This is a genomic window from Curtobacterium sp. MCLR17_058 (assembly GCF_003234705.2).
Lineage (GTDB): Bacteria > Actinomycetota > Actinomycetes > Actinomycetales > Microbacteriaceae > Curtobacterium > Curtobacterium flaccumfaciens.
Map to the genome: position 1 here is coordinate 2,197,499 of NZ_CP126262.1, position 17,589 is coordinate 2,215,087.

At 69.9% G+C, this 17,589-nt stretch carries 14 protein-coding genes; all 14 read right to left on the reverse strand.

What is annotated here, in order from left to right; translation table 11 throughout:
• Positions 1–56: 56 nt before the first annotated feature.
• The 14 genes from DEJ11_RS10450 to atpB all read right to left on the reverse strand — a co-directional run bounded on the left by DEJ11_RS10450 (position 57) and on the right by atpB (position 17,505).
• On the reverse strand, positions 57–5,930 hold the full coding sequence (locus DEJ11_RS10450) for an Ig-like domain-containing protein (RefSeq protein WP_146250030.1): 5,874 nt from the start codon (positions 5,928–5,930) through the stop codon (positions 57–59).
• Positions 5,927–7,339, reverse strand: a complete 1,413-nt coding sequence (locus DEJ11_RS10455; RefSeq protein ID WP_111103077.1) for a serine/threonine-protein kinase — start codon at positions 7,337–7,339, stop codon at positions 5,927–5,929. The genes DEJ11_RS10450 and DEJ11_RS10455 overlap by 4 nt, the downstream gene beginning before the upstream one ends.
• A 130-nt stretch (positions 7,340–7,469) precedes the next feature.
• Entirely contained in the window at positions 7,470–8,291 is an 822-nt protein-coding gene (locus DEJ11_RS10460) for a PP2C family protein-serine/threonine phosphatase (RefSeq protein ID WP_017885739.1), read from the reverse strand.
• 3 nt (positions 8,292–8,294) lie between these two features.
• The gene (locus DEJ11_RS10465; protein ID WP_146250031.1) at positions 8,295–9,113 is read right to left on the reverse strand and encodes an FHA domain-containing protein; all 819 of its coding nucleotides are present in this window, start codon (positions 9,111–9,113) and stop codon (positions 8,295–8,297) included.
• 25 nt (positions 9,114–9,138) lie between these two features.
• The gene (locus DEJ11_RS10470) at positions 9,139–9,696 is read right to left on the reverse strand and encodes a hypothetical protein (protein ID WP_027465775.1); all 558 of its coding nucleotides are present in this window, start codon (positions 9,694–9,696) and stop codon (positions 9,139–9,141) included.
• Between the two features lie 109 nt (positions 9,697–9,805).
• Positions 9,806–10,576 carry a YaaA family protein gene (locus DEJ11_RS10475; protein ID WP_349775178.1) on the reverse strand — a complete coding sequence of 257 codons (771 nt, stop codon included), beginning with the start codon at positions 10,574–10,576 and terminating at the stop codon, positions 9,806–9,808.
• On the reverse strand, positions 10,573–10,836 hold the full coding sequence (locus DEJ11_RS10480; RefSeq protein ID WP_027465776.1) for a F0F1 ATP synthase subunit epsilon: 264 nt from the start codon (positions 10,834–10,836) through the stop codon (positions 10,573–10,575). The genes DEJ11_RS10475 and DEJ11_RS10480 overlap by 4 nt, the downstream gene beginning before the upstream one ends.
• Before the next feature lies 1 nt (position 10,837).
• Positions 10,838–12,292, reverse strand: coding sequence for a F0F1 ATP synthase subunit beta (gene atpD / locus DEJ11_RS10485; RefSeq protein WP_017885744.1), 1,455 nt, complete (start codon positions 12,290–12,292; stop codon positions 10,838–10,840).
• A 47-nt stretch (positions 12,293–12,339) separates the two neighbouring features.
• The gene (locus DEJ11_RS10490) at positions 12,340–13,242 is read right to left on the reverse strand and encodes a F0F1 ATP synthase subunit gamma (protein WP_110864050.1); all 903 of its coding nucleotides are present in this window, start codon (positions 13,240–13,242) and stop codon (positions 12,340–12,342) included.
• Entirely contained in the window at positions 13,243–14,871 is a 1,629-nt protein-coding gene (atpA, locus tag DEJ11_RS10495; RefSeq protein WP_027465778.1) for a F0F1 ATP synthase subunit alpha, read from the reverse strand.
• A 108-nt stretch (positions 14,872–14,979) separates the two neighbouring features.
• A complete protein-coding gene (locus DEJ11_RS10500; RefSeq protein ID WP_111033768.1) occupies positions 14,980–15,774 on the reverse strand; it encodes a F0F1 ATP synthase subunit delta in 795 nt (264 codons plus the stop codon).
• Between the two features lie 2 nt (positions 15,775–15,776).
• On the reverse strand, positions 15,777–16,331 hold the full coding sequence (locus tag DEJ11_RS10505) for a F0F1 ATP synthase subunit B (RefSeq protein WP_071404610.1): 555 nt from the start codon (positions 16,329–16,331) through the stop codon (positions 15,777–15,779).
• A 9-nt stretch (positions 16,332–16,340) separates the two neighbouring features.
• Complete coding sequence (gene atpE, locus DEJ11_RS10510) at positions 16,341–16,583, reverse strand: ATP synthase F0 subunit C (RefSeq protein ID WP_017885749.1); 243 nt, start codon at positions 16,581–16,583, stop codon at positions 16,341–16,343.
• A gap of 61 nt (positions 16,584–16,644) precedes the next feature.
• On the reverse strand, positions 16,645–17,505 hold the full coding sequence (gene atpB, locus DEJ11_RS10515; RefSeq protein WP_241660362.1) for a F0F1 ATP synthase subunit A: 861 nt from the start codon (positions 17,503–17,505) through the stop codon (positions 16,645–16,647).
• Between the last annotated feature and the right edge of the window lie 84 nt (positions 17,506–17,589).

Here is a 17,589-nt window from a genome sequence, read left to right on the forward strand (position 1 = left end):
TCGGTCGTGGCGGGAGGTGTGCGGCGGCGGGAGGGTCGTGGCAGGCCGGGCGGGCGTCAGCCGCCGGGAGCTGGTTCCGGGGCGGGTTGCTCGGGAGCGGGAGCGGGGTCCGGTTCAGGTGCTGCTGCGACCGGGAAGGCGTCGGTTGCTTCACTCGCCTGGGTCGAACCCGACCCGTCGGTCGCCGTGACGTACGCGCGCACCTTGACGGACTTGGCGAAGAAGGGTGGCTCCGGAGGAGTCTCACCAGCGTCCCAGCTCGACGTCGTGGGGAAGCCGCTGCCGTCGTCGCTGGCGTACCAGTACGCCGTGTACCGCACCGTGATCCCGCTGCCGCTCGGCCCCGTCACGGCGATCGGCTGGCCCTGCTGAGCGGTCGCCACCGAGAGGTTCGCGTCGAGCGCCGTGGCGTTCCCCGTCCACGAGTCGGCATCGGACGAGCAGAAGCTGCTCCCCGGGCCGCCGCAGGCGCGGACGGTCAACGGTGCCGAGACGTTCCGGGCGCCGGACCCTGGCACACCCGTCCAGGTCTGGCCCGGCTGCAGCGTGATCGGCTGCCCGCCCGTCTCGAGCTGGTAGTGGTGTGCGGGCCGCGACGAGGCGGTGACGCTCACGTTCCAGAGGTTCGTGCCGGCGGGGACGACGTCGACCGAGGGCCTGCCGGTGCCGGACGGCCGCTCGTAGGTCACGGCGTCGACGTACTCGACGTTGCAGAAGTAGCCGTTGGTCACGGTCACCGCGTACCGGGTCGAGCCACCGCCGACGCCAGAGTCGCGCGTCGGACTCGAACTGCCGAGCGAGTTCGAGGGCGGAGCAGCACAGTCCACGTTGCCGGATCGGAACACGGCGTACCGCAGGCCGGTCCCGCCGGCGGCGTCGCCGGCGCTCCAGCTCACGGTCACCGTCGACCGGCCGGACGAGTCCGCCTGGTCCCCGGCGACCGCCTGCAGGTTCGTCGGCTTGCCCGGTGTCCCGACGGCACTGCCCGTGGCGGACGCGGAGTTCCACTGCACGACGGTGCCGTTGCGGTCGGCGTCGTTGCGAGCGGACACGGTGACCTTGTACTGGGCAGCGCTCTGGGCGCCGGTGAACGAGGTGTTCGTGGCGGTACCGGTGTGCCGCGTGGTCGACAGGCCCGGGCCCTCGATCGTGACGATGTAGTCGTCGACCGCGCTGCCGTTGTTCGGCGCGGACACCTTGCCCCACTTGACGTCGAGCTGGTTCGGTGTCGCCTTGCTCGGCGTGACCGTGATGCCCTTCGGGGGTGCCGGCACGAAGTCCGCACTCATCGGACCCGAGCGGGACGAGGGCTTCGAGTCACCGATCGCGTTGGTCGCCACGACCTGGAACCGGTACGACGCCTTCGGGTCGAGTCCGGTCAGCGTGCACACCGTCGCGGTCCCGCAGTTCTTCGAGACGCCGTTGGTCCCGACGACCCGGTAGCCCGTGATGGGCGAGTTGTTGCCCTGAGGAGTCGACCACGTGAGCGTGACCTGACCGCCGTCGTACGAGCCGGTGCGGGTGGGTGCACCCGGAGCGTCCGGGACGTCCTGCACCGAGATCGTGACGTCACCCCAGACGTACCGGTCGGGATCGTTCGTCGCGTCCGCCACCTGGTACTGCAGGTGGGCGTCGCCGGGCTTCGCGGTGTCGGCGACCGAGACCTGCAGGCGCGTGCGGTCACCGCTCGGGGTGACGGTGACGCCGCTCGGCAGCCCGCCGGACAGACCCCGGATGTTCACGACGCGCAACCGCTCACCCGGGAACGGGTTGGTCGGCTGGTCGTTCGTGAGCACGTCGATGGTGGTGGTCGCCCCGCGCTTCGTCACCGACCGGTCGGCGCCGGGCTGGACCACCGGACGGGTGGAGGCGACGACGCCGACGGTGACGGTGCCGGCGCGACCGGTGTTGGCGTCGTCCGCGACACCGATCCCGACCGACGCGGTGGTGTTCTTCTTCGCGGTGTCGGCGACCGAGATCGTGAGCTGTTGCTTCGCGATCGACGCGGTCGTCCCCGCGGCGGGCCGGCCGACGATCGAGTACCGGAGCTCGGGCAGGTCCCGGGGGTACGGGTAGTCGGTCAGCTTCGTCAGGTCGATCTTGCGCGTCTCGCCCGGCTGCATCTCGACCGAGGATCCCGTGAACGCCGGCGGCTGGTTCGACCGGGGCGTGACCGTGATCGGGAGCACGAGCGTGGCGACGCGGCCCTTGCCGCCGTTCGCCGACGAGCCGTCGGTGACCTCGAACGAGATCGACGCCTTGCCGTAGTAGAGCTTCGCCGACGTGAACTGCAGCGTCGAGGAGTCCACCACCAGGCTCTGCCCGTTGGCGTGGGTGGCCTTGACCGTGCCGCGGTCGGTGATCTTCGCGGTCTCGCCGTTCGCCGTCACGACGAAGTCCTGCAGCGGGATGCGGACGGTGGCCTCGCTCTTCACCGTGACCGCACCGGCGCTGCGGTTGATCTGGGGCAGGGCGTCGTCGAAGCCCGGCACGTTGATGAAGCCGTAGGAGACGATGTCCGGGTGGTCGGCCCGGGCGACCGAGAACGGGATCACCTGCGAGTCGTCGGTCAACCGGACGGTGATGCGGCCGTCGTCGGTGGGCGTCGCCGTGTCGCCGTAGCCGGGGACGACCCCGACCCGGAGGTCGGCCGCGGTGCCCTCGGCGAAGAAGACGTTGTCGAGCACGTCGACGGTCACGCTCTGCCGGTGCAGGATGTCCTGCAGGTCGAGGGTCGTGTCGTCGACCTCGGGCCGGAGCGGCTGGGCGTCGGGGTCGACGGTCACCGTGAGGAAGGCCGTGCTCGATCCCCCGCTGCTGTTCGCGACGGTGTAGAGCACCGCGAAGTCACCGCTCTTCGCCGACTCCGGAGGCGTGACGCGGATCTGCTGCTTCCGGAGGACCTTGGCGGTGACGTCCTCTGCCGTCGGCTCGGCCTGCGCGACGGTCAGCTGCCCGCCTTCGGGGTCGGAGTCGTTCTGCAGGACGCGCACCGTCACCGACCCACCGGGGCGGATCGTGACGTGGTCGGCCTCGGCCACGGGGTTCGAGGCCTGCTCGGCGCGGGGTGCGATGCCGACCCGTACGGTGCCGGTGGCGCGGGCCCCGAGGGCGTCGACGACGGTGTAGGTGAACTCGTCGGTGCCGGCCGAGTAGTCGCCCGCCTCGTAGGTCAGGGCGTCCGAGGCGACGTCCGAGACCGACCCCTTGTCGGGGTTGGAGCCCACGCCGACCAGCTGGACGGAGTCGCCGTCCGGGTCGATCCCGTTCAACGGCACGCTGACCCGCACCGACGAACCGGCGACGACGCGCGCGGTGACGGTCTGCGGGACGGGCGGGTTGTTCGTGGCGGCGTCACGCTCGCGCACCGAGATCGACACCGCGGCGTCGGCGTACTGGCCGTCCGGGCCGGCGACCCGGTAGACGGCGGTGTAGTTGCCCGGCGTCTTCGGGGCGAGGTACCGCAGGTGGTCGCCGGAGACGAACAGCAGGCCGCCGTCACCGGGGACGTTCTGCACCAGTTCGGGCTGCAGCGTCAACGGCTCGCCCTCGGGCTGGGTGTCGTTGTCGAGCGCGTCGATGTTCGCGACGTCACCGACACGGACGGTGGCGCTGTCCGGCTGGGCGACCGGTGGCTGGATGCGGTCGGGCTTCGGGATCTCGACGACCGTGATCGTGCCGGGTGACGACGCCAGGCCGTTCGTCTCCGTGTACCCGAACGAGACCGGGCCGTCGAGGGGCGCCGTGAGCGTGACACGGACCGTGTGCTGGTCGAGGATGCTCGCCTGCACCCCGCTGCCCCGTGGGGGTCCGTCGAGCGCCGTCACGAGCAGCACGCCGCCCGCCGGGTCGATGTCGGTCGCGGTGACGTCCGTGTCCTTGGTGGACAGGGTGTTCACGAACACCGTCTTCGGCGTGGTGATCGGCGCCGTCGAGGCATCCGGTGGCGCGAGGACGGTCACCCGGACGATGCCGCTCGAGGTCTTCACACCGTCGGTCACCGTGTACTCGAGCTGGTGGTCGCCCGCCCGCTCCCCCTGCACCCGGAAGGTCCCGGCGTCGTAGCTCGGGGTGACGGTGAGCCCGGACGCCGACGACACGCTCGTCAGCGTCACGGTGCCGTTGCCACCGCGCACGTGGTCGAGCGGCTCGACCGTGAAGGCCTTGCCGGCGTACCCGGACACCGGGAACGGATCGGCGCGCAGCGGGACGGTGCCCTGCTTGGCGACCCGGACCGTCACGGCACCCCGACCGTCGGCGCGACCGTCGCTCACGACCAGCTGCACGGAGCGCTCACCGGTCCGGCCGCTGTCGTTCCGGAAGTCGAGCAGGCCGTCCGGTGTGGTGGACACCCGGTCGCCGTTCGACGCGGTCGCCGACTCCAGGTACACCGGGTCGCCGTCCGGGTCGACCCAGTCGCCGAGGACATTCGAGACGACGTGCCCGTTCTGGACGACGTCGGCCGAGGTGTCACGGACCTGCCGCGGCGCCTCGTTCTGGCTGTCGGGGCGCACGTTGATCCGGACGGTCGCGGTGTCCGATCCGCCGTTGCCGTCGGTGATCGTGTACGGGAACGTCACGGTCCCGGTGGCGCGCGACGACAGCGTGACCTGCAGGCGTTGACCGTCGCCGACGATCGCGACGCGGCCGGCGGACTTCGAGATGGTGCCGACCTCGCTCACGATGATCGGGTCACCGTTCGGGTCGTAGTCGTTCAGCAGGACCGGGAGGCTCGTGGTGCGTCCCGGACGAGCGCCCAGTTCGTCGTCCACCGCCACCGGTGGCTTCTGGTCCTTGTCGACCTCGGGGTCGTCGTCGGAGACCTGCTCCTGTTGCTGCTCGTCGTCCTGCTTGATCAGGTCGGCCCAGTTGTCGATGAGCTGCCCGCTGCGGTCGATCGCCCAGGAACGGCCGCTCGTCGGGTCGTTGGCGACGACGGTGTCGCCGTTGTGCAGGATCTGCAGTTCGCTCGTGCCGCCGGTGCTCGCCAGCCGCTGCAGCGCGTCGCCGTCACACGTGTCGATCGCCTGTCCGCCCGCCCACGCCGCGTACGTGCAGGAGCCGTCGACGTAGGGCCGCGCGGCTCGTCCGGCCACCTGGAGCGCGGTGGCGTCCACGGTGCCGGAGGCGCTGACACGGACCAGGCCCGCCGTGCCCGCGACCGTCACCTGGGCCGTGCTGTCGGAGGACCGCTGGAGGGCCGGCGACGACCCCACCCGGTCACCGAGTTCGACGGTGCGGCCGTCGACCGACAGGGCACCGCTCGTCCGGTCGAGCACGGCGAGGTGCCCGTCGAACGTGGCGACCTGGAAGTCGTCGCCGCGGTCCATGTCGACCTTCCACCGTTCGGCGACGGTGAGTGTCGTGCCGACGTCGACCAGCGACGCCGTCCCGGTCTTCGCGGAGTAGACCGCGACGTGGCCGTCGGAGGCGTCGAAGACGGTGTCGGCGCCCAGGGTCAGGTCTGCCTTGGCCGACGCGTCGAACTCGGCGAGGTCGTTCGCGGGGGTCGCCCAGAGCTCGCCCGTGTCGGCGTTGCCGATGACCGCGGTGTCGCCCGCGAAGAAGACCTGGGGCGCCCCCGCCGGCAGCGTGATCGCATCACCCACGGTGGCGTCGGCGACGTCGACCCGGGCGACCGTGCCCTTCGTCTCGTCCACGCTGTAGACGGTGGAGCCGCGCTGCAGCACGGACAGGTCGTCGCTGGCCGTCTCGACGGCGGTGTTGAGCTGCAGGATGCCGGTGTTCGCCCGGCCGACCGCGCCGTACTCGGCCGAGGGCACCCAGACCGTGCCGTCGCCGAGGTCGACGCGTTGCGTGTGGTACCCGGTGGAGACGATGGCGGTGGTCGCGACGACGGCGGCGACGAGCACCGAGGCACCGGTCGTCACGGCGGCGGAGCGGTGCTTCGCGAGGAGGGCGCGGATCACCCGGCGCTCCCGATCGTCGCGCACTTCTGCGCGCTCGCGGCACCCGTCTTGCCGTCGCGGTTCACGGCGACGGCGATGCACTCCTCGTCGCCGCGTTCACCGGAGACGACGAACGTCGTGCCGGTCTGCTGGCTCGACGACCCGTTGGACGAGATGACGTACGTGTCGCCGCTGCGCAGCCCCGGGTCGGTCCAGCTGAAGGACACGGACTGCGGCGACGGTTCGGCACGGACCTCGGCCACGACCGGGATCGCCCCGGCCCCGAGCCGCCCGACGACGACGACCGTGGCGATCGCGAGGGCGGCGACCACGACGACGGCCAGAGACGTCGCCCAGACCAGGGTCGAACGGGTTCGGCGCCGGGCACGGGTCACGGACCCGGTGCGGTGCACGGTGCCGACGCTGTGCGAACCCCCGGCCACGACCCCACCCTGCACCGCACGGCGGGTGCGACGACGCCCGCCGACCCGGGTGGGCGGCTGCAGCTCACGGATCACGGTGCGCTCACCGTGCGGGGTCGGCGTCGAGATCGCCCATGCCTCGACCGCGACGTCGGCGGACGTCTGCGGGATGCCGAGCTCGGCCTCGACCTGCTGGAAGCCGCGGACGAGTTCGATCACCGTCGCGGGGCGGCCCTGCGGCTTGCGGGACAGCGCCGAGGCGAGCAGGCGCTCCAGCGAGGGCGGCACGTCGGTGCGACCGGTGGGCTTCACGCCGCCCCTGTCGATCCGGTGCATCAGGTCGTTCGCACCGTTCTTGCCGCCGCGGATCTCGAACGGGCTGCGCCCGGCGAGGAGCGAGTACACGGTCGCCGCGAGGGAGTACACCTCGGACTGGATCGTGCCACGCGACTCGTCGATCAGGACCTCGGGCGCGGACCACGGGATCGACATGCCGATCGGCTCGTCGGGGTCGGTGCCCCCGATCGTCGCGGCGATGCCGAAGTCGGAGAGCACGGGGTTGCCGTAGGCCGTCAGCAGGATGTTCGACGGCTTGATGTCGCGGTGCAGCACGCCCTCGCGGTGTGCGGTCTCGAGCGCCGACCCGATGCGGATACCGATCGACAGCACCTCGGACACGGGGATCGGTTCGCGACGGTAGCGCTCACTGAGGGACGAGGAGCAGAGCTCCATGACCAGGTAGGGACGGCCGTCGGCGGCGACGCTGGCCTGCAGGACGGTGAGGATCGACGGGTGCGTGCTGAGCCGGGCCATCAGGTTGGCCTCGGCCTGGAACATCTGCCGGACGCGGTCGTCGACGACCTCGTCCAGCAGCACCTTCACCGCGACCTGTCGTCGGGGCATGTCCTGCTCGTAGAGGAAGACGTCGGCGAAGCCACCGGACCCGAGGACGTGCACGGGACTGAAACCGCCGATCACGGGCGGGTTGGACGGCAGGCGTCTCGCCATGGTCCTCTCCTCCCCCGGCCGAGCGGCCAGCTCTCTCGACGTGGCCATGTCATTGTACGAAGCGTGGGTGACCGACATTCCGCACGCCGATCCCCCACAGCTCGACGTGTTCCCCCAGTTCGGGGGCCAGCTAGTGACGCGGCAGCGTGTCCTCGAGGTCGCCGTCGTCCGGTGCGGCATCGACCTGCAGCACCACCACGGTGACGTTGTCACGACCGCCGGCCACGACGGCGTCGCCGACGAGGCGCTCCGCCAGGTCCTGCGCGCCCGGCTCACGTGCCGCGATCCGCGCGATCCCGGCGTCGCCGAGTTCCTTGGTGAGCCCGTCGGAGCAGACGATGTAGCGGTCACCGGCCCGCAGGGGCAGGGTCCACCAGTCCGGTGCCGGCGGTTCGCCGAAGCCGACCGCACGCGTGATGACGTTGCTGTCCGGGTGCTGCTCGGCGTCCTCGGCACGCAGCAGGCCGGCGTCCACCATCTCCTGCACCACCGAGTGGTCGACGGTGACGCGGCGGAGCACGCCGTCCTCGATGCGGTAGGTGCGGGAGTCGCCGACGTTGAACACGAGCGCCGCGGGCTGTCCGAGCGACGCCACGAGCGCGATCCCGGTGACGGTGGTGCCCGCGCCGATGGCGTTGCCGCCGGCTGCACGCTCGATGTCCGCGGTCGCGAGGAGCAGTGCACGCTGGATGCCCTGACGCGTGGTGAACGGTTCGGCCGTCACCTGCTCGAGCCGACGCACGACCGCGTCGCTGGCACGGTCGCCCGCGAGGTGCCCGCCCATGCCGTCGGCGACGACGAAGAACGGCGCACCCACGATGTAGCTGTCCTCGTTGTGGTCACGCCGCCGACCGACGTCGGTCGCGGCTCCCCACGAGAGTGTCAGGGTGGCGCCGTCGGCACCGGGGACGTCGATGGCGTGCGCAGTGGCTGCTCGGCCGAGTTCGGTCACGTGTCAGGATCGCTCTCTGGTGGGTCGGGGCGTGCCGTGTGCTGTCTGATCGGAGGGCCACGGGGGAACCGGAGGCAGCCCCTCTGCCGTCGGTGCGACCCGGAGGTACGGCGAGAGGACCTCGATGGCGTTGCCGTCACCGATCTCGACTACCGTACCCGTCAGCGCGACGATCGACGCACCCGATGCCATGCGGTAGGCGGGTGCACCGGCCGGGCGGACGACGGTCCCGTTGGTGGACCGGAGGTCCTGCACGACGACGGCTTCGCCCTCGGCGTGCATCCGGACGTGGGACGACGACACCTGCCCGTACGTCGACCGCACGGTCACGAGTTCGGGCTGCGGGCCACGGGTGACCCGCGGCAGCGACGGCCGTCGCCCGATGACCACCGGGTGGTCGAGCCGAAAGGTGCGGTCGCCGATGCGGATCGAGGGCACGCGTGCCGTGGGGGCGGCGGGCACCGCCGGGACGGCCGGGAGGCCCGGGGCGGCACCCAGGAACGGGCTCGGCCCGGCACCGGGTCGCGCCGGCACCCGGACGACGGTGTCCTCCGGATCGACGTCGTCCACCGCTGCGGGTGGCTGGTCGGTTGCCCCGGCCGCGGGCCGGATGACCGTGTCACCGAGGACCCCGTCGTCGGAACCGGGGTCGGAGTCGGAGTCGGGACCGGCTCCCGGGACGACGGGACCTGCGCGCCGGATGACGGTGTCGTCGACGGCGTCCGCCGTCCGGTCGCCCAGCGATCGTCGGGGTCGCCGGATGACGGTGTCCTCGATGTCGTCGTCGTACAACCGGAGCCCTCCCAGTGTGGTCTCCCCCACCGTAGACGATCCGGTCGACCCCACGTCATCGACGCTCCCACGACGGCCCGCTGCCCGCGACGACCGAGCGCAGGACGAGCCCCGCGAGCGGGTCGTCCGCGCGGGTCTCGAGGGCGTACCGGGCACGCGTCTCCGCCCGGGCCCACGACCCGAGCGCCCACGCACACCAGGCGCCGAGCGACAGGGCGCCGGCAGCGCCCGACGATCCGTCGAACGGGCCGTCCTGCGCCCGCCACACGCGCCACGCATCGGCACACCGGTCACCGGCGAGCCGCACGCGGGCCCGATCGGGAGCCGGGCCGAAACCGTGGAGCGCCGGCGGTGTCGGGTCCGCGAAGGGGTCGAACACACGGATCGACCGGGGATCGGGTGTGCCCTGCGCCGCGATGAACGGCACCAGGGCCATCCGGGGCGCGAGTGCGCCGCACGCGGTCACCACGGCCGTCGCAGCGGCCGTCGACAGGTCGGCGCGACCGGGCGCGACCAGCGCGGCCGCCGCAGCGGGGAGGGTGACCGCCGCGGCGATCTCGCGAGGGAAACGGACTGCGGAGCCGGGGCCGGACTGTGCCGTGAGAGGGATCATGCACGCCATCGAAACGTGCTGGGAGCCTCCAGGCAGGGTCGCCCCGACCATCTGTGGACCGGAGCGAGCCCGCTCACGCCTGTGGAGGACGAGCCGACCCGGCACCCGCTCAGGCGACGACGGGCTCCAGGCTCTCGGCGACCAGGTCCCAGCCGCCGTCGTTGCGCTCGACGACCACGTCGTTCGCGGCCGCCCAACCGACCAGGTCGTCCATGCTGCCGATGCTCGCGCCGGTGCGGGCGAGCAGCGCCACCAGGCGACCCTTCGCGGTCTTGTTCCAGTGGTTCAGCGCACGACGACGACCGGAGCCGTCGACGCTCACCACCCGTGGTGCCACCGCTCCGGACACGGGACCGAGCTGCCGGTACCCCTCGGACCGCAGGTCGAGCACCAGGCCGTCCACACGGGTCAGCAGGGAACGCGTCGACACCGCGGGCCAGTGCGCGGCCAACCGGATCGACCCGAGCCGCGAGTCGTGCGAGAGCCGGTAGGCCGGGATCGGGTCACCGGCACCGATCGGGCCGAACATCGCGGACTGCACGATCACGTGTTCCGCCCACCACGCACGGGTCGCCGCATCCGCGTCCTGCGCGCCCAACGGGTCGTAGAGGACCCCGGTGTACCGCTCGATCGCGGGCATGGTGCCCGAGGTGTCGAGCTCGAGGTTCCTGAGCCGCTCGGCGATCGACTTCGGACCGAGCTTGAGCGCCGTCCTGGCCGAGGACTCCTCGGAACTGACGAAGCGGGCCGCGGTGATCACCGCGGCCCGCTCATCGGCCAGTTCCGGGAACGAGAGTGCACGCAGATCGAGCGTGCGGCTCGTGTCCCCGCCCTCCCGCTTCGTCTCCGAAGGCGGGAGCAGGACGGTCAGTCCGGTCAGGACGCCAGCGCGGCCTGCCGCGCGACGATCGTCACCGTGTCGTGCTCGACCGACAGGAAGCCGTCCTCGGCGTCGACCGCGACGGTCGACCCATCGGCCCGCGTGATGCGGACCTGACCCTGCGCCAGGATCGCGAGCATCGGCTCGTGTCCGGCGAGGATGCCGATCTGGCCTTCTGTCGTCCGTGCGACGACCATGGTGGTGTCGCCCGACCAGACCTCACGGTCCGCCGAGACGACGCTCACGCTGAGACCCGCCATGTCAGCGGTTCTCCTTCTGGATCTGAGCCCACTTCTCTTCCACGTCGTTGATGCCACCGACGTTGAAGAACGCCTGGGTCGCAACGTGGTCGAACTCGCCGTCGGCGATGGCGCGGAAGGACTCGATGGTGTCCTTGAGCGGCACCGTGGAGCCCTCGACACCCGTGAACTTCTTCGCCATGTAGGTGTTCTGCGAGAGGAACTGCTGGATACGACGAGCGCGCTCGACCGTGATCTTGTCCTCTTCGGAGAGCTCGTCGACACCGAGGATGGCGATGATCTCCTGCAGTTCCTTGTTCTTCTGGAGGATCTGCTTGACGCGCGTGGCCGTCTCGTAGTGGTCGGCACCCAGGTAGCGCGGGTCCATGATGCGCGACGTCGAGGCCAGCGGGTCGATCGCGGGGTACAGACCCTGCGATGCGATCTCACGGGAGAGCTCGGTCGTCGCGTCGAGGTGCGCGAACGTGGTGGCCGGAGCCGGGTCGGTGTAGTCGTCAGCCGGCACGTAGATCGCCTGCAGCGAGGTGATCGAGTGACCACGCGTCGAGGTGATGCGCTCCTGGAGCACACCCATCTCGTCGGCGAGGTTGGGCTGGTAACCCACGGCGGACGGCATGCGGCCGAGCAGCGTCGAGACCTCGGAGCCGGCCTGCGTGAAGCGGAAGATGTTGTCGATGAAGAGGAGCACGTCCTGCTTCTGGACATCGCGGAAGTACTCCGCCATCGTCAGCGCCGACAGGGCCACGCGGAGACGCGTTCCCGGCGGCTCGTCCATCTGGCCGAACACGAGGGCCGTCTTGTCGAAGACACCCGCCTCTTCCATCTCACCGATGAGGTCGTTGCCCTCACGGGTGCGCTCACCGACACCGGCGAACACCGAGACACCGCCGTGGTCCTGCGCGACGCGCTGGATCATCTCCTGGATGAGGACGGTCTTGCCGACGCCCGCACCACCGAAGAGGCCGATCTTGCCACCCTGCACGTACGGGGTGAGGAGGTCGATGGACTTGATGCCGGTCTCGAACATCGAGGTCTTGGACTCGAGCTGGTCGAAGGCCGGAGCCTTGCGGTGGATCGGCCAGCGCTCGGTGATCTCGAGCTTCTCGTCCGTGTTGAGCACGTTCCCGAGGACGTCGAAGACCTTGCCCTTGGTGACGTCGCCGACGGGGACCGAGATCGGAGCGCCCGAGTCACGGACCTCCTGGCCACGGACCAGGCCGTCGGTCGGCTTCAGGGAGATGGCACGGACGAGGTCGTCGCCGAGGTGCTGCGCGACCTCGAGGCCGATCTCCTGCGACGAGTCACCGATGGTGATGGTCGTGAACAGGAGGTTGTACATCTCCGGGATTGCGTCGTGGGGGAACTCGATGTCGACGACGGGGCCCGTGACACGGGCGATCCGGCCGACACCGGGCGCCGACGACGTCTCGACCGCGGTGGTTGCGGTGTCGGTCATGGCTGGTGCCTTCCTGAGGGTGGGTATCTGTCCGCGAACGACGCGGACTACTTCTTCTTCGACGAGAGGGCGTCGGCGCCGCCGACGATCTCGGAGATCTGCTGGGTGATCTCCGCCTGACGCGCGTTGTTCGCGAGTCGGGTGAAGTCACGGATCAGCGAGTCGGCGTTGTCGCTGGCCGCCTTCATCGCCTTCTGACGCGCGGCGTGCTCGGAAGCAGCCGACTGCAGCATGGCGTTGAAGATGCGGCTCTCGATGTAGACCGGGAGCAGCGAGTCGAGCACCGCATCGGCGTCCGGCTCGAACTCGTAGAGCGGCAGGGGCTCGTTGCCCTCGGGCTCGTCGATGCCCTCGACGACCTCGAGGGGCAGCAGGCGAACGACCTGCGGCTCCTGGGTCGCCAGGCTGATGAACCGGTTGAACACGATGTGGATCTCGTCCACGCCGCCCTCAGCGGTGTCCTGGAGGAACTTCGCCACGACGGCGTCGCCGATCTCCTTGGCCGTCGAGAACTCCGGCTGGTCGGTGTTGCCGACCCACTGCTGCTCGGACGGACGCTCACGGAACGCGAAGTACCCGACGGACTTGCGGCCGACCAGGTAGTAGACGACGTCCTTGCCCTCGCTGCGGAGCAGGGAGGCGAGCTCCTCGCCCTGCTTGAGGACGTTCGTGCTGAACGCGCCGTTCAGGCCGCGGTCCGAGGTGAAGAGCACGACGGCTGCACGGGTCGACGACTCCGGCTCGGTGGTCAGCACGTGGTCGACGTTCGAGAACGTCGCCACGGCCGACACCGCACGCGTGACGGCCCGCGAGTACGGACCGGACGCAGCCATGCGGGCCTGCGCCTTCTGGATCCGCGACGCCGAGATCAGCTCCATGGCGCGGGTGACCTTCTTCGTGGTCTTCGCCGACTTGATCCGCTGGCGGTAGACCCGGACCTGCGCTGCCATCTAGCGACGACCCTTGACGATCTGCTCCTGGTCGACGTCCTCGGCGTCAGCCGCGTCGAACTGCTCGGAGCCGAGGGTCTTGCCGTCGCTCGTCTGGAAGCTCTTCGTGAACTCGTCGATCTGCTTGTCCATCTCGGCGACGGTCTCGTCGCTGAGCTGGTTCGTCTCGCGCAGCGTCGTGAGGACGTCGGAGTTGCGACGCAGGTGGTCGAGCAGTTCGGACTCGAAGCGGAGCACGTCCGGCACCGGGACGGTGTCGAGCTTGCCGTTCGTGCCGGCCCAGATCGAGACGACCTGCTCCTCGACCGGGTACGGCGAGTACTGCGGCTGCTTGAGGAGCTCGGTCAGACGCGCACCGCGCTCCAGCTGACGACGCGACGCCTGGTCGAGGTCGGACGCGAACATCGCGAACGCCTCGAGCGAGCGGTACTGCGCCAGCTCGAGCTTCAGCGTGCCGGAGACCTTCTTGATCGACTTCACCTGGGCGTCACCACCGACGCGGGACACCGAGATGCCCACGTCGACGGCCGGACGCTGGTTCGCGTTGAAGAGGTCCGACTGCAGGAAGATCTGGCCGTCGGTGATGGAGATGACGTTGGTCGGGATGTACGCCGAGACGTCGTTCGCCTTGGTCTCGATGATCGGGAGACCCGTCATCGAACCGGCGCCGAGCTCGTCGGACAGCTTCGCGCAACGCTCCAGCAGGCGGGAGTGCAGGTAGAAGACGTCACCCGGGTAGGCCTCGCGGCCCGGCGGACGACGCAGGAGGAGCGACACCGCACGGTAGGCCTCGGCCTGCTTCGACAGGTCATCGAAGATGATGAGGACGTGCTTGCCCTGGTACATCCAGTGCTGGCCGATGGCCGAACCGGTGTACGGGGCGAGGTACTTGAAGCCGGCCGGGTCGGAGGCCGGAGCGGCGACGATGGTGGTGTACTCCATCGCACCGGCGTCCTCGAGCGCACCCTTCACGGAGGCGATCGTGGAGCCCTTCTGACCGATGGCGACGTAGATGCAGCGAACCTGCTTCTCCTCGTCGCCGGACTCCCAGTTGGCCTTCTGGTTGATGATCGTGTCGATCGCGATGGCCGTCTTGCCGGTCTGGCGGTCGCCGATGATCAGCTGACGCTGACCACGGCCGACGGGGATCATCGCGTCGATGGCCTTGATGCCGGTCTGCAGCGGCTGGTGGACCGACTTGCGGGCCATGACGCCGGGAGCCTGGAGCTCGAGGGCACGACGGCCCTCTGCGGCGATCTCGCCGAGACCGTCGATCGGGGCGCCGAGCGGGTCGACGACGCGACCGAGGAAGGCGTCGCCGACGGGGGCGGAGAGGACCTCACCCGTGCGGGTGACCTCCATGCCCTCCTCGATGCCGCCGAACTCGCCGAGCACGATGGCGCCGATCTCGTCTTCGTCGAGGTTCTGCGCCAGGCCGAGCGTGCCGTCCGCGAAGCGGATGAGCTCGTTCGCCATGACGCCGGGGAGACCCTCGACGTGGGCGATGCCGTCACCGGCGTCGGTGACGTGCCCGACCTCGGCCGTGGAGGCCTTCGTCGGCTCGTAGTTCGAGACGAAGTCCTTCAGGGCATCACGGATCTCATCGGGGCTGATGGTGATGTCTGCCATGGGATTTTCCTTGTGGTTTTCCGGGGCCCTTCGGCTCCGAGAGGGTGACGCTGCCGGACTCGGCAGTTCCCGTTGTGGACTTGGGGAGGAGCGGCTTCGACCGTACGCCTAGCCGGCGAGCTGGAGCCGGAGCTCCGAGAGTCGCGTGGACACGGTGCCGTCGATGACGTCGCCGCCGATCTGCACCCGGACCCCGCCGACGACCGTGGGGTCGACGACCTGGTTGATGCTGATGTCCTTGCCGTACCGCTCGGACAGACCGCGCGTGACGCGGGCCGACTGGGCGGGGGTCAGTGGCGTCGCCGTGACGACGGTCGCGACGAGCTTGCCGGCCTGCTCGGCCACGATGCGGGAGGCATCACGGACGATCTCACCGATGCGGCGGCCGCGGGGCTGCTGCACCAGGGCCGAGACGATCGTGATCGTCTGCTCCGATGCCTTGGCACCGAGGAGCCGCTCGACGAGCGCGCCCTTCTGCTGGGGGCTGCCGAGCTTGGTGCCGAGCGCCAGCTCGAGGCCGGCGTCCGAGCGGACGGCGGTCTCGAAGGCGAACAGCTCCGACTCGATCGACGAGTCCGGACCCGCCGTGGCGGCGACGGCGCGGATACCCGCGTCCTCGATGCCGGCGAGCAGGTCCTGCTGCGAGGACCAGCGCGAGCCGGCCACCGCGGTCAGGACCGCACGCGTCGCGTCCGACTGTCCGGCGAAGACACGGTCGATGAGGACCTTCTTGCCGGCCGCGTCGGCCGTGGGGTCGGACAGCAGCCCGAGCAGCTGCGGCGCACCGGCGATCGCACGCCCGGAGGCGAGGATCTCGGCACCCGCGGCCAGGCCGGCGCTCGGACCGAGGTCCGACAGCACCGCCCTGGTGGACGCGAGTGCTTCTCTGGTAGCGCTGCGCATGCTCAGTGCTCCCCCGTCTTCGTGGCCTGCGAGGCCTCGAGGTCGGCGAGGAAGCGGTCGACCACTGCGGTCGACTTGGCGTCGTCCTTGAGCGACTCACCGATCACACCGGACGCGAGGTCCAGCGCGAGGGTGCCCACTTCGGACCGGAGTGCCTGGACGGCGCTCTGGCGCTCGGCCTCGATCTGCGCCTGGGCGTTGGCCGTGATGCGTGCTGCATCGGCGGCCGCCTGCTCGCGGACCTCGTTGCCGATCGCCGTGGCGTCGGCGCGGGCCTGCTCACGGATGCGCGAAGCCTCGGCACGTGCGTCAGCGAGCTGCTTGTTGTACTCGTCGAGCGCAGCAGCGGCCTGCTCCTGAGCGGCCTCGGCCTTCTTGATGCCGCCCTCGATGGCCTCGGTGCGCTCATCGAGCATCTTCGTGATGCGCGGCGTGACGACACGCCACATCACCAGGAAGATGATGACGAAGGCAAGCGCCGACCAGACGACGTCGTACAACGGCGGGATCAGCGGGTTGTGCGTCTCCTCCGCCGCGATGATGAGTGCGTTGTGCATCGAGGAGCCTTAGTTGGTGCCGGTGAAGATGAAGTACGTGGCGATACCGATGAAGGCCAGGGCCTCGGTGAAGGCGATACCGATGTACATGAGGGTCGTCAGGCGGCCCTGGAGCTCGGGCTGGCGAGCGACGGACTCGATCGTCTTACCGACGACGATGCCGACACCGATGGCCGGGCCGATCGCTGCGAGGCCGTAGCCAACCGTCGCGATGTTGCCGTTGATCTCCGCGAGAACGGTCGTTGCGTCCACGTGTTTTCCTTTCGAGGTGCGGGTCCGACGGTCGCCGGTCCCGTAGGGGGTCAGTGAGGAATCAGTGCTCGTCAGCCAGCGCCAGCTGGATGTAGACGGCGGTGAGGAGCATGAAGACGTAGGCCTGCAGCAGCGCGACGAGGACCTCGAAGAAGCTGAACGCGATGCCGAACGCGATGGTCCCGACGCCGAAGGCCTTGAAGCCGAGCGAAGCGTCGAAGAAGAAGAACTGCGTGGCCGAGAAGAACAGCACGAGGAGCAGGTGCCCCACGACCATGTTCATCAGGAGTCGCAGCGTCAGGGTGACGGGACGGAGCACGAAGGTGGAGACGAGCTCGATCGGCGTCACGATGATGTACAGCGGCCACGGCACCCCGGGCGGGAAGAGCGAGTTCTTGAGGAACGTGCCCGGGTGCTTGCGGAGGCCGGCGTAGATGAAGGCGAGGTACGCGACGATCGCCAGGATCATCGGCATCGCGATGCGGCTGGTGCCGGCGAGGTTCATGAACGGGACCAGACCGGTCAGGTTCATGAACAGCACGCCGAAGAAGATCGTCGCCAGGAGCGGCAGGAAGCGCTTGCCGTCCTTCTCTCCGAGATTGTCGAAGGTGTTGCGACGGACGACGTCGAACGCGTACTCGATGAACGCCTGACCGCGGTTCGGCACGAGCTTCAGTGCACGGGTGCCCACGAACGCGAACACTAGGAGCACGGCGACGGCGAAGAAACGGATGAGGACGAGCCGATCGATCTCGAACGGCGTCCCGGCGAAGAAGATCGCATCCGGGAAGAACTCGTTGATCGACGGACCATGGAACTCGGCGGCCTTGCTGCTCCCCGCCGCGACGGTGTCAACCGCAGCGGAGAGGGACAGGGGAAGAGCGTGGGATAGCAGCGCTGTCTCCTGTGTCGGCGCGCGCACATCATGGCACGCGATGGTGGACGTTGTGGAGGCTCGTCCGCCCCGAGCGAAAGGCTCCGGTAGCGGACTTCGAGAAGCCTATCA